This is a genomic window from Novosphingobium sp. FSW06-99, assembly GCF_001519065.1.
Taxonomy (GTDB): Bacteria; Pseudomonadota; Alphaproteobacteria; order Sphingomonadales; family Sphingomonadaceae; genus Novosphingobium.
This window is the reverse complement of the sequence record NZ_KQ954254.1, coordinates 396,631-412,370: the sequence shown is the minus strand read 5'-3', so window position 1 is coordinate 412,370 and position 15,740 is coordinate 396,631. Positions and strand designations below refer to the sequence as shown.

Below are 15,740 nucleotides of genomic sequence, written 5' to 3'. Positions count from 1 at the left end.
GTCAGTCCTCCAACCCCAGCGCGGCACGCGCCTCGGCCACCCGCTGGTGTACCTGCAACGGCGCGGTTCCGCCATGGCTGGCGCGCGCGGCCACCGAGGCTTCGACCGACAGGGCGGCATAGACCCGCTCGTCCACGCGCGGGTCGATCGCCTGCAAGTCGGCCAGCGGCAACTGGTCGAGCGCGACGCCCCGGCTTTCGGCCAGCCGCACCGCGCTGCCGGTGATGTGATGCGCCTCGCGAAACGGGATATCGGCCTGACGCACCAGCCAGTCGGCCAGATCGGTGGCGGTGGCATAGCCCAGTTCGGCCGCCGCGCGCATGCGCGGTTCGCGGAATTTGGCTTCGGCAACCATCCCGGTCATCGCCGCGACCGACAGCGCCAGCAGCGAGGCCGCCTCGAACACCGGCGGCTTGTCGTCCTGCATGTCCTTCGAATAGGCCAGCGGCAGGCCCTTCATGGTGATCATCAGCGCGGTCAGGCTGCCGACGATACGCCCGGCATGGCCGCGCACCAGTTCGGCGGCATCGGGGTTCTTTTTCTGCGGCATGATCGAACTGCCGGTCGACAGGCTGTCGGGCAACACGACAAACCCGAAGGGCTGGCTGGCCCAGATGATGAATTCTTCGGCCAGCCGCGACAGGTGCAGCGAAATCTGCGCCGCCGCCATCAGGAAATCGAGCGCGAAATCGCGGTCCGACACCGAATCGAGGCTGTTGGCGGTGGGCCGGTCGAACCCGAGCGCCGCCGCCGTGGCCTGCCGGTCGATCGGAAAGCCGGTGCCTGCCAGCGCGGCGGCGCCCAGCGGACATTCGTTCATCCGCACCCGCGCATCGGCCAGCCGCGACCGGTCGCGCCGGATCATCTCGTAATAGGCCAGCAAGTGATGCCCCAGCGTCACCGGCTGCGCGGTCTGCAGATGGGTAAAGCCCGGCATGATCGAGGCGGCATGTTCGCCCGCGCGAGTCACCAGCGCCACTTGCAGCGCATGCAATCCGGCATCGGCCTGATCGATGGCATCACGCACCCACAGCCGGAAATCGGTGGCCACCTGATCGTTGCGGCTGCGCGCAGTGTGCAACCGCCCCGCCACCGGCCCGATCAGCTCGGCCAGGCGGCTTTCGGTGGTCATGTGGATGTCTTCCAGATCCCAGTTTTCGGGCACGCCACTGGCGGCATATTCCGCCGCGACCTGGTCCAGCCCTGCGGCAATCGTCGCCGCATCGGCCGCCGAAACGATGCCTTGCGCGCCCAGCATCGCCACATGCGCCTTTGACGCGGCGATGTCCTGCCCCCACAGCGCCTTGTCGAACGGGATCGAGGCATTTATCTCGCGCATGATTGCCGAAGGCCCCGCCGCGAACCTGCCGCCCCACATCTGATTGGAACCGGAATTGCCGCTCATGTCTCTTCGTCTGCCTCTGGTCGTTGCGCTGGCCGGGTTGTGCCTGAGCGCGTGCGATAGAGAGCCGCGCGCGCCAGCGCAACCGCCCAGCACCGCCGCCACCGACAGCGCCGCTGCGGACGCAGGCGAAGGCTTCGTCGGCAAGATCGACCGCAGCCACAAGGGCTCGGCCATGCCGCAGGCGACGCTCTCCGATGGCAGCGGTGCCAAACTGGCGATCCAGAGCCTGAAGGGCAAACCGGTGCTGATCAACTTGTGGGCGACCTGGTGCGGGCCCTGCGTCAAGGAACTGCCCACGCTCGATGCGCTGGCTGCGCGCGAAAGCGGCCACCTGACGGTCGTCACCGCGTCGCAGGACATGGGCCAGCCAGGCAAAGTTGCCACTGCGCTGGCGGCGCACAGCAGCGGGCACCTGCACCCCTGGCTCGACCCCGACAACACGCTGGGGTTCTTCTACAATTCGGGCGAATTGCCGACCAGCGTGCTCTACGATGCGCAAGGGCGCGAAGTCTGGCGCATGGTCGGCGCCCACGACTGGACCGGGCCCGACAGCCAGAGCCTGATCGCCCCCGCCATGCCGTAACGGAAAGCGCGCGGTTGCGCGCCGCATTGCAAAATTGTTGGGTTTACGTGTGCGTAAAGCCCCTTTCCGAGCGCCCGCCAATCCCCTAACCAACCGGTTAAATGGAGTCGGGAATGCACGCGCAGATGGAGCAGGACGCACAACAGGCAGCGCCGTTGACGCTGACACACCTGACCGAACGGCTGGAGCAGACAGGCGATCGCTTCACGCTCCACGGCGCGGCGGGCTGGATGCAGGGGCGCACGATGTATGGCGGCGCGTCCTCGTTCATTGCCTTTATCGCTGCGACGCGCGCCTTTCCCGATCTGCCCCCGCTGCGCGCGGCGCAGATCGGTTTCATCGGCCCGGTGGGCGAAGATCTGACCGCACGCGCCACGATGCTGCGCACCGGCAAGAGCGTCAGCCATGTCGAAACCACGTTGTGGTGCGACGATGCGCTGGTCCACCGCGCAACCTGGCTGTTCGGATCGGCGCGCCCTGGCAACGGGCATCGTGCCGCCGACCGGCTGGAGGCGTTCACCCCGCCCGAAGACGCCAGCCCGGTCAGGGAACATATCCATGCGCCCGCCTTTATCGAACGCATGGACTTGCGCCATGCCGATCCGGCAGGCCCCCGCCAATCCGCCGTGGTACGCCGCTGGGTGCGGCTGAGGGACCGCGACGGGCTTGACCCGGTGGCCGAATTGATCGCGATCGGCGATGCATTGCCGCCCGGATCGATGCGCGCGATGGAACGACGCGGCCCGATCAGTTCGATCAACTGGTCGCTGACATTGCTCGGCCATGCTATCACCACCCGCGACGGCTGGTGGCTGCTGGAAACCGCGTCGAACCACATGGCGGACGGATTTTCCAGCGAAACGCTGCGGGCGTGGAACACCGAGGGGGTCGAAGTGATGCGTGGCCTGCAGTCGGTGGCGATATTTGGATGATGACAGACCCCGCAACGGGGCTGGAGAGGATGCAGAGCTTGGAACTGGCAAACCCGATCGACCATGGTTTTGACCCTGCGCGGCTGGCGCGGATCGCGGATTTTCTTCAGCGCGATTATGTCGGCCCGGGGCGTTTTCCCGGCGCAGACGTGCTGATCGCGCGCGATGGCGTGCCGGTGTGGCGGGCCACGATGGGCCACATGCGCGCCGACGGCACGCCCTGGGCGCCCGATACGATCTGCCGCATGGCCTCGATGACCAAGCCGATCGTGTCGGTGGCGTTCATGATGCTGGTCGAACAAGGGCTGGTCGCGCTCGACGATCCGGTGACCAAAGTCGTGCCCGAATTCGCCGATCTGCGGGTCTATGCGGGCGGCGGCGGCGATGCGCCGTTTGTGCCCGGCCCGCGTGCCCGGCCGATGCGCATGGTCGATGTGCTCAGCCACCGTTCGGGGCTGACCTATGGCATCCAGAACCGCGACAACCTCGACGCCGCCTATCGCAAGGGGCGGCTCGACGGGCATCCCAGCCTCGCCGGCAACGATGCCTTCATTGCCGGGCTGGCCAAGTTGCCGCTGGCGTTTCAGCCCGGCGAGGCATGGCATTATTCGGTGTCGGTCGACGTGCTGGGGGTGATCATCAGCCGCCTGTCGGGACAGAGCCTCGGCGACTTTCTGCGCACGCATATCTTCGGCCCGCTGGGCATGGACGATACCGGGTTCTACTGCCCCGCGGACAAGGCGCAGCGGCTGGCCGATGGCTGGATGCATGTGCCCGGCGGCACGCCAAAGCTGTTTGACCCGGCGGAAAAATCGAGCGTGCTGCGCGAACCCGGGTTTGAAAGCGGCGGTGGCGGGCTGGTTTCGACGATGGCCGATTATCACCGGTTCTGCCGCATGCTGGTGGGGCGCGGTGCCAGCGACGGGGTGCGGCTGATCAGCCCGGCGACGCTGCGGCTGATGACCGCCAACCATCTCCCCGGCGATTTGCCGCAGATCGCGCGCGGGCTGTTTGCCGATGCGCGGCAGGCGGGCACCGGGTTTGGCCTGGGCTTTGCCGTCACCACCGATCCGGTGCGCACGCTGACACCGGGCAATGCCGGCGAATATTTCTGGAGCGGCATCCATTCGACCAAGTTCTTCATCGACCCGGTCGAAGGCCTGTCGATGGTGTTTTTGACCCAGGTGTTCCCGAGCGTGGTGTTCCCCATCCGCGAGCAACTGAAAACCCTGATCTATGCGGCGCTGAGCGAGAGCCGCGCGTGACCCTTGCAAAGGAGACTGCCATGTCCGATCCGATCCCCGGCGCCCGCGACCATATCGAAGCCGCCCGCCATGCCGCCGCCGCGATCGACGACATTCCCGCCGACACCCCGCTGATCCCCATCACATCGGTCGGCGTGATCGGCGCGGGCACGATGGGCGGCGGGATCACCATGAATTTCCTGACCGCCGGGATTCCGGTGACGATTGTCGAAACCAGCCAGGACGCGCTCGACCGGGGGGTCGCCACGATCCGCCGCAATTACGAAGCCACCGTCAAGCGCGGCAAGATGGACGCCGCGCATGCCGAACGCGCGGTCGCGCTGTTGACCCCGACGCTCGATTTCGGCGCGCTGGCCAGCGCCGATCTGGTGATCGAGGCCGTCTATGAAAGCATGGATGTCAAACGCGAGGTGTTCACCCGCCTCGATGCGATTGCCAAACCCGGCGCGATCCTGGCCAGCAACACCAGCTATCTCGATGTCGATGCGATCGGCGCGGTGACCGGCCGCCCGGCCTCGGTGCTGGGCATGCATTTCTTTTCGCCCGCCAATGTCATGAAACTGCTCGAAGTCGTGCGCGGCAAGGCGACCGGCAAGGCGGAACTGGCAACGGTGATGGCGCTGTCGGTCAAGATCGGCAAGATCCCGGTGGTGTCGGGCGTGTGCCACGGCTTTATCGGCAACCGCATGCTGTCGCCGCGCCAGGCCGCCGCGCATGCGCTGATCATGGAAGGCGCCAAGTACTGGGATGTCGACGAGGCGCTGCTCGAATTCGGCTTTCCGATGGGGCCATGGCAGATGGCCGATCTGGCCGGGGTCGATATCGGCTGGCACCGCGATCCCGCGCGCATCGAAACCTTGCGCGATGCGCTGTGCGCGGTGGGCCGCTGGGGGCAGAAGACCAAGAAGGGCTTCTACGACTATGACGACAACCGCCAGCGCACGCCGTCGGACGAAGTCAGCGCGATAATCGCCGAATTCGCCGCCAGGGAAGGCAAGCCCCAGCGCACGATCGGCAAGGACGAGATCCGCGAACGCCTGCTCTATCCGATGATCAGCGAAGGTGCGTTGATCCTCGACGAACATATTGCCCAGCGTGCGGGTGACATCGATACGGTGTGGCTCAACGGCTATGGCTGGCCGGCGTGGACCGGCGGGCCGATGTACTGGGCCGACCATATCGGGCTGGCCACCGTGGTCGACGGGCTCAACCGCCATGGCCAGCCGGTCGCCCCGTTGCTGGCCGCCAAGGCGGCGGCAGGCGAAACGTTCAACTGACATGGCCGCCCACGCCATCAGCATCGCCGATGTGGTGGCGGCAGAGTTCCTGCCGCTGCCCACCATTCTGGCCGCGCATGCCGCCCGGCGCGGCGATGCCATCGCGCTGGCCGACGAACGCCACCGGATAAGCTGGGCAGAGCTCGGCGATCTGACCGAGCGGGTGGCCGCCGCGTTGCAGGCAGCGGGCGTGGCGCCGGGTGACCCGGTGGCACTGGCCGCGACCAATTCGGTGGAGGCGGCGCTGGCCTTCACCGGCATCTTGCGCGCGGGCGCGGCGGCGGCGCTGCTGACATCGTCGGCGGCGGGCGACACGGTCATGGCGATGCTGGCCGACAGCACCGCGCGCGTGCTGTTCCTCGATGCGGCAATCGCGGAAAAGATTGCCGACCTGCCGTTTCCCGACGATGTCCTGCGTATCGCGGTCGATGACAGCGATGCCGGGATCGCGTTGTCGGGGTGGCTGCCGCCGGCCGGCACGCGCGCCGCCCCGGTCGATATCGCGCCCGAGGATCCGTTCAACATCATCTATTCGTCGGGCACCACCGGCACGCCCAAGGGCATCGTGCAAAGCCACAAGATGCGCCATGAATATGCCCGGCGCACGCTGTCGGGCGGCTATGGCGACGACACCTGCATCATCAGTTCCACCCCGCTCTATTCGAACACCACGCTGGTCAGTTTCTTCCCCGCGCTGACCGGCGGCGGCAAAGTCGTGCTGATGGCCAAATTCGATGCGCGGCGGTTTCTCGAACTGTCGCAGGCCGAACGCGTGACCCATGCCATTCTGGTGCCGGTGCAATATCGCCGGATCATGGAACTGCCCGATTTCGACAGCTTCGACTTGTCGTCCTATGTGCTCAAATCAAGCACTTCGGCGCCGTTTCCGGCCTGGCTCAAGGCCGATGTGCTCAAACGCTGGCCGGGCGGGCTGCTCGATGCCTATGGCATGACCGAAGGCGGCGCCTCGACCATTCTGGTCGCGCACGAATTCCCCGACAAGCTGCACACCGTCGGGCGCCCCTCGCCCGGCCATATCATGAAGATCATCGACGAAGATGGCCGCGAACTGCCGCAGGGCGAAGTGGGCGAGATCGTCGGCCATTCGCCGGTGATGATGAACGGCTATCACCGCCAGGATGCCAAGACCCGCGAGGTCGAATGGTTCGATGCCGAAGGTCGCCGCTATATCCGCCATGGCGATGTGGGCCGGTTCGACGAAGACGGTTTCCTGATCTTGATGGACCGGTCGAAAGACATGATCATTTCGGGGGGGTTCAACATCTTCCCCACCGATCTTGAAGCACACCTGACCTGCCAGAACGCAGTGCGCGAGGCGGCGGTGATCGGCGTGCCGTCGGACAAATGGGGCGAAACCCCGTTTGCGGTGGTCGTGCTGGCCGATCCAACCGCCGATCCGGCGGCGATCCTGGCCGAAGCCAACGCGCATCTGGGCAAGACCCAGCGGATCAGCGCGATTGCGGTAGTCGATGAACTGCCGCGCAGCGCGATCGGCAAAGTGCTGAAACGAAGTTTGCGCGACCGCTTTGGCGGCAATCCGGTAACCCACGCTTTTTCTTGAGAATTCGCAAAAGAAGGAACACCATACCATGCGTGATGCAGTAATCGTGGCAGTGGCGCGGACCCCGATCGGGCGCGCCTACAAGGGCGCCTTCAACGCCACCGGCGGCGCCACGCTGGGCGCCCACAGCCTGCGCGCGGCGATCGAGCGCGCCGGCATCGAAGGCGGCGAAGTCGATGACGTGGTGTGGGGCGCGGCGCTGCAGCAAGGCGCGCAAACGCCCAATATCGCGCGGCAGGTTGCGCTGCGCGCCGGGCTGCCGGTGACGGTGGCGGGCCAGTCGATGGATCGCCAGTGCTCATCGGGGCTGATGACGATCGCCACCGCGTCGAAACAGGTGGTGTTCGATCGCATGGACATTGTCGCTGCGGGCGGGCAGGAATCGATCAGCCTGGTCCAGACCAAGGACATGCGCGTGCAGCCCGATCCCGAACTGCAGGCGATGCACAAGGCGGTCTATATGCCGATGCTGCAGACCGCCGAAGTGGTCAGCAAACGCTATGGCATCGGCCGCGAAGCCTGCGACGCCTATGCCCTGCAGTCGCAGCAGCGCACCGCCGCCGCGCAGGCCGCCAACCTGTTTGCCGATGAAATCGTCTCCGTCAGCGCCAAGATGGCCGTCGCGGACAAGGAAACCGGCGCAATCAGCATGCGCGACGTGACCCTGACCAAGGATGAAGGCAACCGCCCCGAAACCACGCTCGAAGGCCTGGCCTCACTCAAGACCGTGCTGCCCGAAGGGATCGTCACCGCCGGCAACGCCAGCCAGTTGTCCGACGGGTCCGCCGCCGTGGTGATCATGGAAGCCGCCGTCGCCGCCAAGAAGGGCCTGACCCCGCTCGGTCGCTATGTCGGCATGGCCGTCGCAGGCACCGAACCCGACGAAATGGGCATCGGCCCGGTCTATGCCATTCCCAAGCTGCTGAGCCGGTTCGGCCTGACCATCGCCGACATCGGTCTGTGGGAACTCAACGAAGCCTTTGCCGTGCAGGTGCTCTATTGCCGCGACCGGCTGGGCATCCCCGATGAACTGCTCAACGTCAACGGCGGCTCGATCTCGATCGGCCACCCTTATGGCATGACCGGCGCCCGCTGTTCGATCCACGCCCTGCTCGAAGGCAAACGGCGCGGCGCCAAGCACGCCGTCGTCACGATGTGCGTGGGCGGCGGCATGGGTGCCGCAGGCCTGTTCGAAATCTTCTGACTTTATAAAGCCCCTCCCCTCAGGGGAGGGGTTGGGGAGGGGTGTGCGAAGCCCGCCAAAGCGCGCAACGCGCAGGCATCGCACCCCCGGACCCGCCCCCCGAAAGGGTTGGTTCTACCTACTCCACCCCCGCCTCAACCTTCCCCGGTCGCGGCGCAAATCCTGCCATGCCCATCCACCATTGCAGCGCGATGATCGCGCCTTTGGCCGGTTGCAGCAGGTTCATCAGCATCACCACCGCCAGTGTCACCGCGATCACCACGGTCACCCACATCGGGATCGCCGTCGCGCTGCCCAGCACGATCATCACCGGGGCCATCACATGGCCGGTGATGATGATCGCGACATAAGGCGGGAAATCGTCGGCGGCGTGCAAGGTCCAGTCCTGCGCGCACAACGGGCAGCGATCGACCGGTTTGAGGAACCGCGCGAACAGGCGCGCCCCGCCACAGCGCGGGCATTTGCCGGTAAACCCCCGGCGCATTGCCGCCCACACCGTTTGCGGCAAGTCGGGGGTCATCTGCTCTTGTCGTTCTTGTCGTCGAACGGGTTCCTGGCGCTGCGCAAGGTCAAGCGGATCGGCACCGCATCGAACCCGAGTTCGCGGCGAATGCCGTTGATCAGATAACGGCGATAACTTTCGGGCAACTGGTCGAGCCGCGTGCCGAACAGGATAAAGCCCGGCGGCCGGGTCTTGGCCTGGGTGATATAGCGCAGCTTGATCCGCCGACCGCTCGGCGCGGGTGGTGGATTGGCCGACAGCGCGGAGTCGAACCAGCGGTTGAGCGCGGCGGTCGGCACACGCTTGCTCCACGCGTCGCGCAATTCGAACGCGGCGCCCAACAGCGCGTCGATACCTTTGCCGGTGCGCGCCGAAACCGCGATCAACGGCACCCCGCGCACTTGCGCCAGCCCTTCCTCAAGCGCGGCGCGCACGCCGTTGAACAGCCCGCTGGGGTCTTCGGCGATGTCCCACTTGTTGATCGCGATGATCAGCGCGCGGCCTTCTTCGAGCACGAGCGAGGCAATCTTCAGGTCCTGGTGTTCGAGCCCGCGCGTGGCATCGAGCAACAGCACCACCACTTCGGCAAAATCGACGGCGTGGCGCGCGTCGGCCACCGCCAGCCGTTCCAGCTTTTCGACCACCAGCGCCTTTTTGCGCATGCCCGCCGTGTCGATCAGGCGCACCGGCCGGCTGCCCCCGGCGGGATCGTGCCAGGTCCAGTCGACCGCGATCGAATCGCGGGTGATCCCGGCTTCGGGCCCGGTCAGCAGGCGATCTTCGCCCAGAATGCGGTTGATCAGCGTCGATTTGCCCGCATTCGGGCGGCCGACGATGGCGAGCTTCAAGATGCTTTCGGGATCGTATTCGGGTTCGTCGGGGTCGCGCTCGGGCGCTTCCTCGGGCTCTCCGATCAGCGGCAGCAGCGCCTGGAACAGATCGCTCAGGCCTTCACCATGTTCCGCCGACAGCGCGATCGGCTCGCCAAAGCCCAGCGCAAAGGCTTCGAACACGCCATCGTCGCCCGCGCGACCTTCGGCCTTGTTGGCGACCAGGATCACCGGCACCGACGATTCGTGCAGATGGCGGCCGATTTCCTCGTCAAGCAAGGTCAGCCCGGCGCGCGAATCGATCACGAACAGCGCCACGCTTGCGCCGGCCAGCGCGGCCTCGGTCTGCATGCGCATGCGGCCCGGCAACGTGGCGGGATCATCGTCTTCCCAGCCAGCCGTATCCACAATGGTAAACGCCAGACCCAGCAAGTCCGCCTCACCGAATCGGCGGTCGCGGGTCACCCCCGGCTGGTCATCGACAAGCGCCAGACGCTTGCCCACCAGCCGGTTGAACAGCGTGGATTTGCCCACATTGGGCCGACCGATAATGACAACTTGGGGTAATTGCGGGGCAGACATGGATTTTGCCGTGCCGGTTTACGGGCAGAAAGGCAAGCAATTGCGCGGCACAGGGCCTGTCTTCACACTCCCGCAACATCCAATTACCTGCCGTTAACCGTGCTGCGTCGCCGCGCCTTAACCACCGTGCGTGCAAGTAAACGGCCATGCAGGGATGGACCGTATTAAAAGCCGGGGGATGGCAGCTCGCAACTGTGCTGGCCTTATCAGCCCAGATTGCTCCGATCACGGCGCAGGCGCGTCCGGCGGGTTTTGTCCCTGCCGCCGATGCCGGGGACGACAGCGACGATGACGATGCGCTGCCCTATCGCCAATGCGTGCCGTTTGCGCGCCAGGTGTCGGGCATTCAGCTCTATGGCGATGCACACACCTGGTGGGACCAGGCCGTCGGGCACTATGCGCGCGGTCATGAACCCAAAGTGGGCGCGGTGATGAGCTTTCGCCCGCATGGCCCGATGACGCTGGGCCACGTCGCGATGGTCAGCAAAGTGATCGATGATCGCACCGTGTTGCTGCGCCATGCCAACTGGTCGCCGATCGACGGACGGCGCGGCAATGTCGAACTCGACGTGCGCGCGGTCGATGTCTCGCCCGACAACGACTGGAGCGAAGTGCGCGTATGGTATGCCCCGATCGGCGATCTGGGCACCACGCGCTGGCCGGTCAACGGCTTCATCTACAAGACCCGTCCGCGCAAGGGCGAGGCCCCCGATGGCATTCACCTGGCCAGCGCAAACGCCCCGCGCGTGACGCAACTGTCGTATCATGCGGCAACGCCATCGCACATCGACAGCAATTTCCTCGCCGGCATCCGGCCCGAATCGGGCGCTGCAACGACGACCCCGCGCCGCACCTGGCTGGTTGCGCGGGCGGCAGACCGCGACAGCGCGACGCCTGCCACCACCGCACCTGCGCTGCGTAACGATCCGATCGGCCGGATCATCGCCGCACACATGAAACACGCCGACGACTGATCAGATCTGGCGCCATTCGCCGGTGGGCAACCCGTCCAGCGTCCAGTCGCCGATCCGCCAGCGCACCAGCCGCAGGGTCGGCAGGCCGACCGCCGCGGTCATCCGCCGCACCTGGCGGTTGCGCCCTTCGCGGATGGTCAGGCTGATCCAGCTATCGGGCACCGATTTGCGGAACCGCACCGGCGGATCGCGCGGCCACAAGGCGGGCGGGGCCATCATGTCCGCTTCGGCAGGCAAAGTCGGCCCGTCGTTGAGCATGACCCCGTGGCGCAACTGCGCCAGTTGCGCCGGTTCGGGAATGCCCTCGACTTGCACCCAATAGGTCTTGGCCAGCTTGAACCGGGGATCGGCGATCCGCGCCTGCAGGCGCCCGTCATCGGTCAGCAGCAGCAGCCCCTCGCTGTCGCGATCGAGCCTGCCTGCCGGATAGACCCCCGGCACCGCGACAAACCCCGCCAATGTCGGGCGCGCGCCACCGTCGGTAAACTGCGACAACACCCCGAACGGTTTGTTGAACGCGATCAGCCGGGTCATGCATGCCCCTTTTGCAGCGCGATGCCGGCCAGATTGTGCGCCCGCGCAACATGGCGCACCCGCACCCGCGCAAACCCCGCCGCCAGCGCCCGAAACCGCGCCAGATAGCCGCGAAACCGTTCCGGCACGCGCCGCGCGCGCCCCGACGCCTGATCGACCACCATCACCGCATCGCCCAACAGCACGACATCGCGCAGCCCCAGATCGCGCGCCACCGCGATGGCATCGAGCAGCGCCAGCCATTCGGCATCGTTGTTGTCACCCTGCCCATGATCGCCCCGGTGCCACACCCGCCCGCCGGTCACCACCGCCGTTTCGATCACGCCCGGATTGGGCCGACACCCGCCATCGAACCAGATTTTCATTGGCCCGTGCCTATCACGCCAGCAAGCGCGACGCGACGGTTTGCCGCAGCGTCAATTTTTGTAACTACAAAAATATTGACAGTGCTATTTTCGGTAGCTACATTAAATCATGATAATCGTGTGCGACGAGCCGAAGCGGCAAGCGAATATCGTCAAGCACGGGATCGACTTTGCGATGATCGGGCCGGAGTTCTTCCTGTCGGCACAGATCGTCCCTGCAAAAGACGCCCGATGGACGGCCATCGGCGAACTCGATGGCGTCATCGTGGTGATCTTTGCCACCCTGGGCAGCGAAGCGATCTCGATCATCTCGGCCCGACCGGCGAGCCGCAAGGAAAGGACCATCTGGCGATGACCGAACAGAAATTCACCCGGCACGACCTCGACGCGGTTTCGGATAGTCCCGAACTGACCGAACAGGACCGTGCCAGGGCACGCCCCTTTGCCGATGTCTTTCCCGAGCTTGCGGCAAAGCTGGAAACCGAGCGCCGCACGCGGGGACGCCCCAAATCCGATGCCCGCAAAGTCAGCGTAACCTTGCGTCTCGATCAGGACATCATAGCCAGCTACCGCGCCACCGGCCCCGGCTGGCAATCGCGCATGAACGATGCCTTGCGCAAGGCCGCTGCGTTGTAGGGTCATCCACCTTGGCGGCTTGCGCTCACCGCCCGGTGAACACCCCGGGGCGCTTTTCGATGAAGGCGGCCATGCCTTCGGCCTTGTCCTGCGTGGCGGTCAGCACCTGGAACACGCGGCGTTCGAACAGCAGGCCCTGATCGAGCGTGGTTTCGAACGCGGCGTTGACCATTTCCTTGTTGGCGATGGCAGCCAGCGGAGGCATCGCGGCGATCGCGGCGGCGGTCTTGAGCGTTTCGGCCAGCAGATCGGCCAGCGGCACCACCCGCGCGACCAGGCCTGCGCGTTCGGCCTCGGCGGCGTCCATCATGCGCCCGGTCAGGCACATTTCCATCGCCTTGGCCTTGCCGATCGCGCGGGTCAGGCGTTGCGATCCGCCCATGCCCGGGGCCACGCCCAGCTTCACTTCGGGCTGGCCGAATTTGGCGTTGTCCGAGGCGATGATGAAATCGGCCATCATCGCCAGTTCGCACCCGCCGCCCAGCGCAAAGCCGTTGACCGCCGCGATCCACGGCTTGCGCGTGGTCTTGACCAGGTGGCTGGTCCAGCGGGCGAAGAAGTCCTGTGCATAGAAATCGGCTGCGGGCTTGTCGGCCATCTCCTTGATGTCGGCGCCCGCCGCAAAGGCCTTTTCGCCGGAACCGGTCAGCACCGCACAGCGTTGGGCCGGATCGGCCTCGAACGCGGCGAACGCGGCGATCAGGTCTTCGAGCACATGGCTGTTCAGGGCATTGAGCGCCTGCGGGCGGTTGAGCGTGATCAGCGTGACCGCGCCATGGGTTTCGACCAGGATCGTTTCAAACGTCATAGCGGTTTCCATTCTTCATCGGCGGGCAGCGGGGCAAAGATCGCGTCGAGCAGATCCGGCGTCACGGCCTCGGGGGTGGGCGGGTTCCAGCGGGGCGCGTGATCCTTGTCGATGATCACCGCGCGCACGCCTTCGGCAAAATCGGGCCGCACCAGCACGCGCGCGCCGATGCGGTATTCCATCGCCATGTTGGCGGCAAAGTCTTCGCAATGCAGGCTGTCGTGCAACTGACGCAGCGCCACCTTGCAGGTCTGCGGGCTCTTGGTGGCCAGCGTCGCCAGCGTCGCGCTGGCCCAGTCGCCGCCGTCGGCGGCCAGCGCGGCCAGGATATCTTCATAGCGGTCGGACGCGAACAGGCGGTCGATTGTATCGGCCTGCGCGGCGATCTTCGCCTCGGGCGGCACCGCCGCCAGCCGGTGCAGGATGGCCGCCGCCTGATCGGGATCGGTGAACAGCGCCGCTTTCGCCTCGGCCAGCGCGGCGGACGGCAGGTAATGCGTGGCCAGCCCCGTCCACAGGCAATCCGCCCCGTCGAGCCGCGCGCCGGTCAGCGCCATATAGTGCCCCAGCCGCCCCGCCAGCCGCGACAGGTACCAGCCACCGCCGACATCGGGAAACAGGCCGATCCCGGTTTCGGGCATCGCCAGCCGCGTCGCCTCGGTGGCGATGCGGATGGTCGCCGGGCCGGCAATGCCCACTCCGCCGCCCATGGTGATGCCGTCCATCACGGTGATCACCGGCTTGGGATAAGTCAGGATCAGGTGGTTGAGCTGATATTCCTCATAGAAGAACTGCCGCCCCGACGCGCCGCCATCGTTGAGCGCAGAGTCACGCAAAAACGCGATATCGCCGCCCGCGCAAAAGCCGCGCCCTTCGGCATGGTCGATCAGCACCGCCGCCACCGCTGCATCGTCGCGCCAAGCCAGTAGCGCGGCGATCATCGCGCGCACCATTGGCAGCGTCAGCGCGTGGATCGCCTTGGGCCGGTTGAGCGACAGATGCCCCACTCGCCCGGCGATACGGGCCAGAATCTCGTCGGTCATTTCAGCAAGTCCCGCCCGATGATCATGCGCATCACTTCGTTGGTGCCTTCAAGAATGCGATGCACGCGCAAGTCGCGCCAGAACCGCTCGATCGGATAGTCCTTCAGATAGCCATAACCGCCAAACATCTGCAGCGCACGATCGACAATCGACGACCCGTTGTCGGTCGCCAGCTTCTTGGCCATCGCCGAAAAGCGGGTCTTGTCGGGCGCATCGGCGCTGACTTTGGCGGCGGCGAGATAAAGCAGCGCGCGCGCCGCCTCCAGATCGGTGGCCATGTCGGCCAGTTGGAACTGGGTGTTCTGAAACTCGGCGATGGTACGGCCAAATTGCGCGCGCGTTTTCACATAAGCCACCGCCTCGTCCAGACAGCGCTGCGCCCCGCCCAGCGAACAGGCGCCGATATTGAGCCGCCCGCCATCCAGCCCGGCCATCGCGATGGCAAAGCCCTGCCCCTCGGCGCCGACCAGATTGCCCACCGGCACGCGCACATTGTCGAGGTTCACTTGCGCGGTCGGGCTGGCGTTCCAGCCCAGCTTGCGCTCGGGCGCGCCGAACGACACGCCTGCCATATCGCGCTCGATCACCAGGCACGAAATGCCCCTGGGCCCCGCCTCGCCGGTGCGCACCATCGTGACATAGATATCGTTCACCCCGCCGCCCGAAATGAACTGCTTGGTGCCCGACACCACATAGTGATCGCCGTCGCGCACTGCGGTGGTGCGCAGCGCCGCCGCGTCCGACCCGCTGCCCGGTTCGGTCAGGCAATAGCTGGCGATCAGCTCCATGTTGACCAGGCGCGGCAGGTACTTGGCCTTCACCTCGGCGCTGCCGAACCGGTCGATCATCCACGAGGCCATGTTGTGGATCGAAATGAACGCCGACGTGGCGGGGCAACCATACGATAATGCCTCGAAAATCAGCGCGGATTCAAGCCGCCCCAGCCCGATCCCGCCCGATTCCTCGCTGACATAGATCGCCGCAAAGCCAAGTTCCGCCGCGGCGCGGATCGTTTCGCGCGGGAACGTGTGATCCTCGTCCCACGCCGCCGCAAAGGGCGTGATCGCATCGGCGGTAAACCGCCGCGCCATGTCCTGGATGGCAATCTGGTCTTCGGTCAGGCTGAACAACTGGGTCATGGTGAATTCCTGAGAGCATTCCTATGCATCAAGCACGGCCCATGACAAAACTGCGCACCGTGCGCAATGGACGGCGCGG

At 66.0% G+C, this 15,740-nt stretch carries 16 protein-coding genes and 1 pseudogene; 9 read left to right on the top strand and 8 right to left on the bottom strand.

All coding sequences use genetic code 11. The annotated features are described in order from the left end of the window. Position 1 precedes the first annotated feature (1 nt). Positions 2-1,378, bottom strand: a complete 1,377-nt coding sequence (gene argH / locus AQZ49_RS08705) for an argininosuccinate lyase (protein WP_067614879.1) — start codon at positions 1,376-1,378, stop codon at positions 2-4. A gap of 25 nt (positions 1,379-1,403) precedes the next feature. Between argH and AQZ49_RS08700 the strand changes: the two genes are divergently transcribed. From AQZ49_RS08700 to AQZ49_RS08675, 6 genes and pseudogenes are all read left to right on the top strand, one after another. Further along, positions 1,404-1,988 carry a TlpA family protein disulfide reductase gene (locus AQZ49_RS08700; RefSeq protein WP_231739110.1) on the top strand — a complete coding sequence of 195 codons (585 nt, stop codon included), beginning with the start codon at positions 1,404-1,406 and terminating at the stop codon, positions 1,986-1,988. A gap of 113 nt (positions 1,989-2,101) precedes the next feature. Continuing rightward, positions 2,102-2,920, top strand: coding sequence for a thioesterase family protein (locus AQZ49_RS08695; RefSeq protein WP_067614951.1), 819 nt, complete (start codon positions 2,102-2,104; stop codon positions 2,918-2,920). 38 nt (positions 2,921-2,958) lie between these two features. Then, positions 2,959-4,185: a serine hydrolase domain-containing protein gene (locus AQZ49_RS08690; protein WP_067614950.1), complete on the top strand. Its 1,227-nt coding sequence runs from the start codon at positions 2,959-2,961 to the stop codon at positions 4,183-4,185. A 41-nt stretch (positions 4,186-4,226) separates the two neighbouring features. Then, a pseudogene (locus tag AQZ49_RS08685) lies at positions 4,227-5,462 on the top strand (3-hydroxyacyl-CoA dehydrogenase NAD-binding domain-containing protein); the annotation flags it as partial. A gap of 1 nt (position 5,463) precedes the next feature. Continuing rightward, a complete protein-coding gene (locus tag AQZ49_RS08680; RefSeq protein WP_231739108.1) occupies positions 5,464-7,044 on the top strand; it encodes a class I adenylate-forming enzyme family protein in 1,581 nt (526 codons plus the stop codon). 28 nt (positions 7,045-7,072) lie between these two features. Next, entirely contained in the window at positions 7,073-8,248 is a 1,176-nt protein-coding gene (locus AQZ49_RS08675; protein WP_067614876.1) for an acetyl-CoA C-acyltransferase, read from the top strand. 118 nt (positions 8,249-8,366) lie between these two features. Here the strand turns inward: AQZ49_RS08675 and AQZ49_RS08670 are convergent, their stop codons facing one another. Both AQZ49_RS08670 and der read right to left on the bottom strand, forming a co-directional pair. After that, positions 8,367-8,768 carry a DUF983 domain-containing protein gene (locus AQZ49_RS08670; protein WP_067614875.1) on the bottom strand — a complete coding sequence of 134 codons (402 nt, stop codon included), beginning with the start codon at positions 8,766-8,768 and terminating at the stop codon, positions 8,367-8,369. Further along, the gene (gene der, locus AQZ49_RS08665) at positions 8,765-10,162 is read right to left on the bottom strand and encodes a ribosome biogenesis GTPase Der (protein WP_067614874.1); all 1,398 of its coding nucleotides are present in this window, start codon (positions 10,160-10,162) and stop codon (positions 8,765-8,767) included. The genes AQZ49_RS08670 and der overlap by 4 nt, the downstream gene beginning before the upstream one ends. A gap of 194 nt (positions 10,163-10,356) precedes the next feature. On the opposite strand from der, the gene AQZ49_RS08660 reads away from it, so the two are divergent. Then, the gene (locus tag AQZ49_RS08660; RefSeq protein WP_231739106.1) at positions 10,357-11,136 is read left to right on the top strand and encodes a CHAP domain-containing protein; all 780 of its coding nucleotides are present in this window, start codon (positions 10,357-10,359) and stop codon (positions 11,134-11,136) included. Here AQZ49_RS08660 and AQZ49_RS08655 read toward each other — a convergent pair whose 3' ends face one another. Both AQZ49_RS08655 and AQZ49_RS08650 read right to left on the bottom strand, forming a co-directional pair. After that, positions 11,137-11,670, bottom strand: a complete 534-nt coding sequence (locus tag AQZ49_RS08655) for a pseudouridine synthase (RefSeq protein WP_067614872.1) — start codon at positions 11,668-11,670, stop codon at positions 11,137-11,139. Beyond that, complete coding sequence (locus AQZ49_RS08650) at positions 11,667-12,035, bottom strand: reverse transcriptase-like protein (RefSeq protein WP_067614871.1); 369 nt, start codon at positions 12,033-12,035, stop codon at positions 11,667-11,669. Before AQZ49_RS08650 ends, AQZ49_RS08655 begins: the two co-directional genes overlap by 4 nt. A gap of 109 nt (positions 12,036-12,144) precedes the next feature. Here AQZ49_RS08650 and AQZ49_RS08645 point away from each other — a divergent pair, with 109 nt between their 5' ends. Then, positions 12,145-12,390: a BrnT family toxin gene (locus tag AQZ49_RS08645; protein ID WP_067614870.1), complete on the top strand. Its 246-nt coding sequence runs from the start codon at positions 12,145-12,147 to the stop codon at positions 12,388-12,390. Further along, complete coding sequence (locus tag AQZ49_RS08640) at positions 12,387-12,671, top strand: BrnA antitoxin family protein (protein WP_067614869.1); 285 nt, start codon at positions 12,387-12,389, stop codon at positions 12,669-12,671. Before AQZ49_RS08645 ends, AQZ49_RS08640 begins: the two co-directional genes overlap by 4 nt. Before the next feature lie 25 nt (positions 12,672-12,696). Here AQZ49_RS08640 and AQZ49_RS08635 read toward each other — a convergent pair whose 3' ends face one another. From AQZ49_RS08635 to AQZ49_RS08625, 3 genes are read right to left on the bottom strand one after another with little or no spacing between them, the layout of a single operon-like run. Continuing rightward, entirely contained in the window at positions 12,697-13,479 is a 783-nt protein-coding gene (locus AQZ49_RS08635; protein WP_067614868.1) for an enoyl-CoA hydratase-related protein, read from the bottom strand. Beyond that, positions 13,476-14,522: an enoyl-CoA hydratase/isomerase family protein gene (locus AQZ49_RS08630; RefSeq protein WP_067614867.1), complete on the bottom strand. Its 1,047-nt coding sequence runs from the start codon at positions 14,520-14,522 to the stop codon at positions 13,476-13,478. The genes AQZ49_RS08635 and AQZ49_RS08630 overlap by 4 nt, the downstream gene beginning before the upstream one ends. Next, positions 14,519-15,661: an acyl-CoA dehydrogenase family protein gene (locus AQZ49_RS08625; protein WP_067614866.1), complete on the bottom strand. Its 1,143-nt coding sequence runs from the start codon at positions 15,659-15,661 to the stop codon at positions 14,519-14,521. The genes AQZ49_RS08630 and AQZ49_RS08625 overlap by 4 nt, the downstream gene beginning before the upstream one ends. Between the last annotated feature and the right edge of the window lie 79 nt (positions 15,662-15,740).

Excerpts from the sequence above, each read along its gene's own strand:
- argH (WP_067614879.1), bottom strand. The coding sequence starts at position 1,378 with ATGTGGGGCGGCAGGTTCGCGGCGGGGCCTTCGGCAATCATGCGCGAG.
- AQZ49_RS08700 (WP_231739110.1), top strand. The coding sequence starts at position 1,404 with ATGTCTCTTCGTCTGCCTCTGGTCGTTGCGCTGGCCGGGTTGTGCCTG.
- AQZ49_RS08695 (WP_067614951.1), top strand. The coding sequence starts at position 2,102 with ATGCACGCGCAGATGGAGCAGGACGCACAACAGGCAGCGCCGTTGACG.
- AQZ49_RS08680 (WP_231739108.1), top strand. The coding sequence starts at position 5,464 with ATGGCCGCCCACGCCATCAGCATCGCCGATGTGGTGGCGGCAGAGTTC.
- AQZ49_RS08675 (WP_067614876.1), top strand. The coding sequence starts at position 7,073 with ATGCGTGATGCAGTAATCGTGGCAGTGGCGCGGACCCCGATCGGGCGC.
- AQZ49_RS08670 (WP_067614875.1), bottom strand. The coding sequence starts at position 8,768 with ATGACCCCCGACTTGCCGCAAACGGTGTGGGCGGCAATGCGCCGGGGG.
- der (WP_067614874.1), bottom strand. The coding sequence starts at position 10,162 with ATGTCTGCCCCGCAATTACCCCAAGTTGTCATTATCGGTCGGCCCAAT.
- AQZ49_RS08655 (WP_067614872.1), bottom strand. The coding sequence starts at position 11,670 with ATGACCCGGCTGATCGCGTTCAACAAACCGTTCGGGGTGTTGTCGCAG.
- AQZ49_RS08650 (WP_067614871.1), bottom strand. The coding sequence starts at position 12,035 with ATGAAAATCTGGTTCGATGGCGGGTGTCGGCCCAATCCGGGCGTGATC.
- AQZ49_RS08645 (WP_067614870.1), top strand. The coding sequence starts at position 12,145 with ATGATAATCGTGTGCGACGAGCCGAAGCGGCAAGCGAATATCGTCAAG.
- AQZ49_RS08640 (WP_067614869.1), top strand. The coding sequence starts at position 12,387 with ATGACCGAACAGAAATTCACCCGGCACGACCTCGACGCGGTTTCGGAT.
- AQZ49_RS08635 (WP_067614868.1), bottom strand. The coding sequence starts at position 13,479 with ATGACGTTTGAAACGATCCTGGTCGAAACCCATGGCGCGGTCACGCTG.
- AQZ49_RS08630 (WP_067614867.1), bottom strand. The coding sequence starts at position 14,522 with ATGACCGACGAGATTCTGGCCCGTATCGCCGGGCGAGTGGGGCATCTG.
- AQZ49_RS08625 (WP_067614866.1), bottom strand. The coding sequence starts at position 15,661 with ATGACCCAGTTGTTCAGCCTGACCGAAGACCAGATTGCCATCCAGGAC.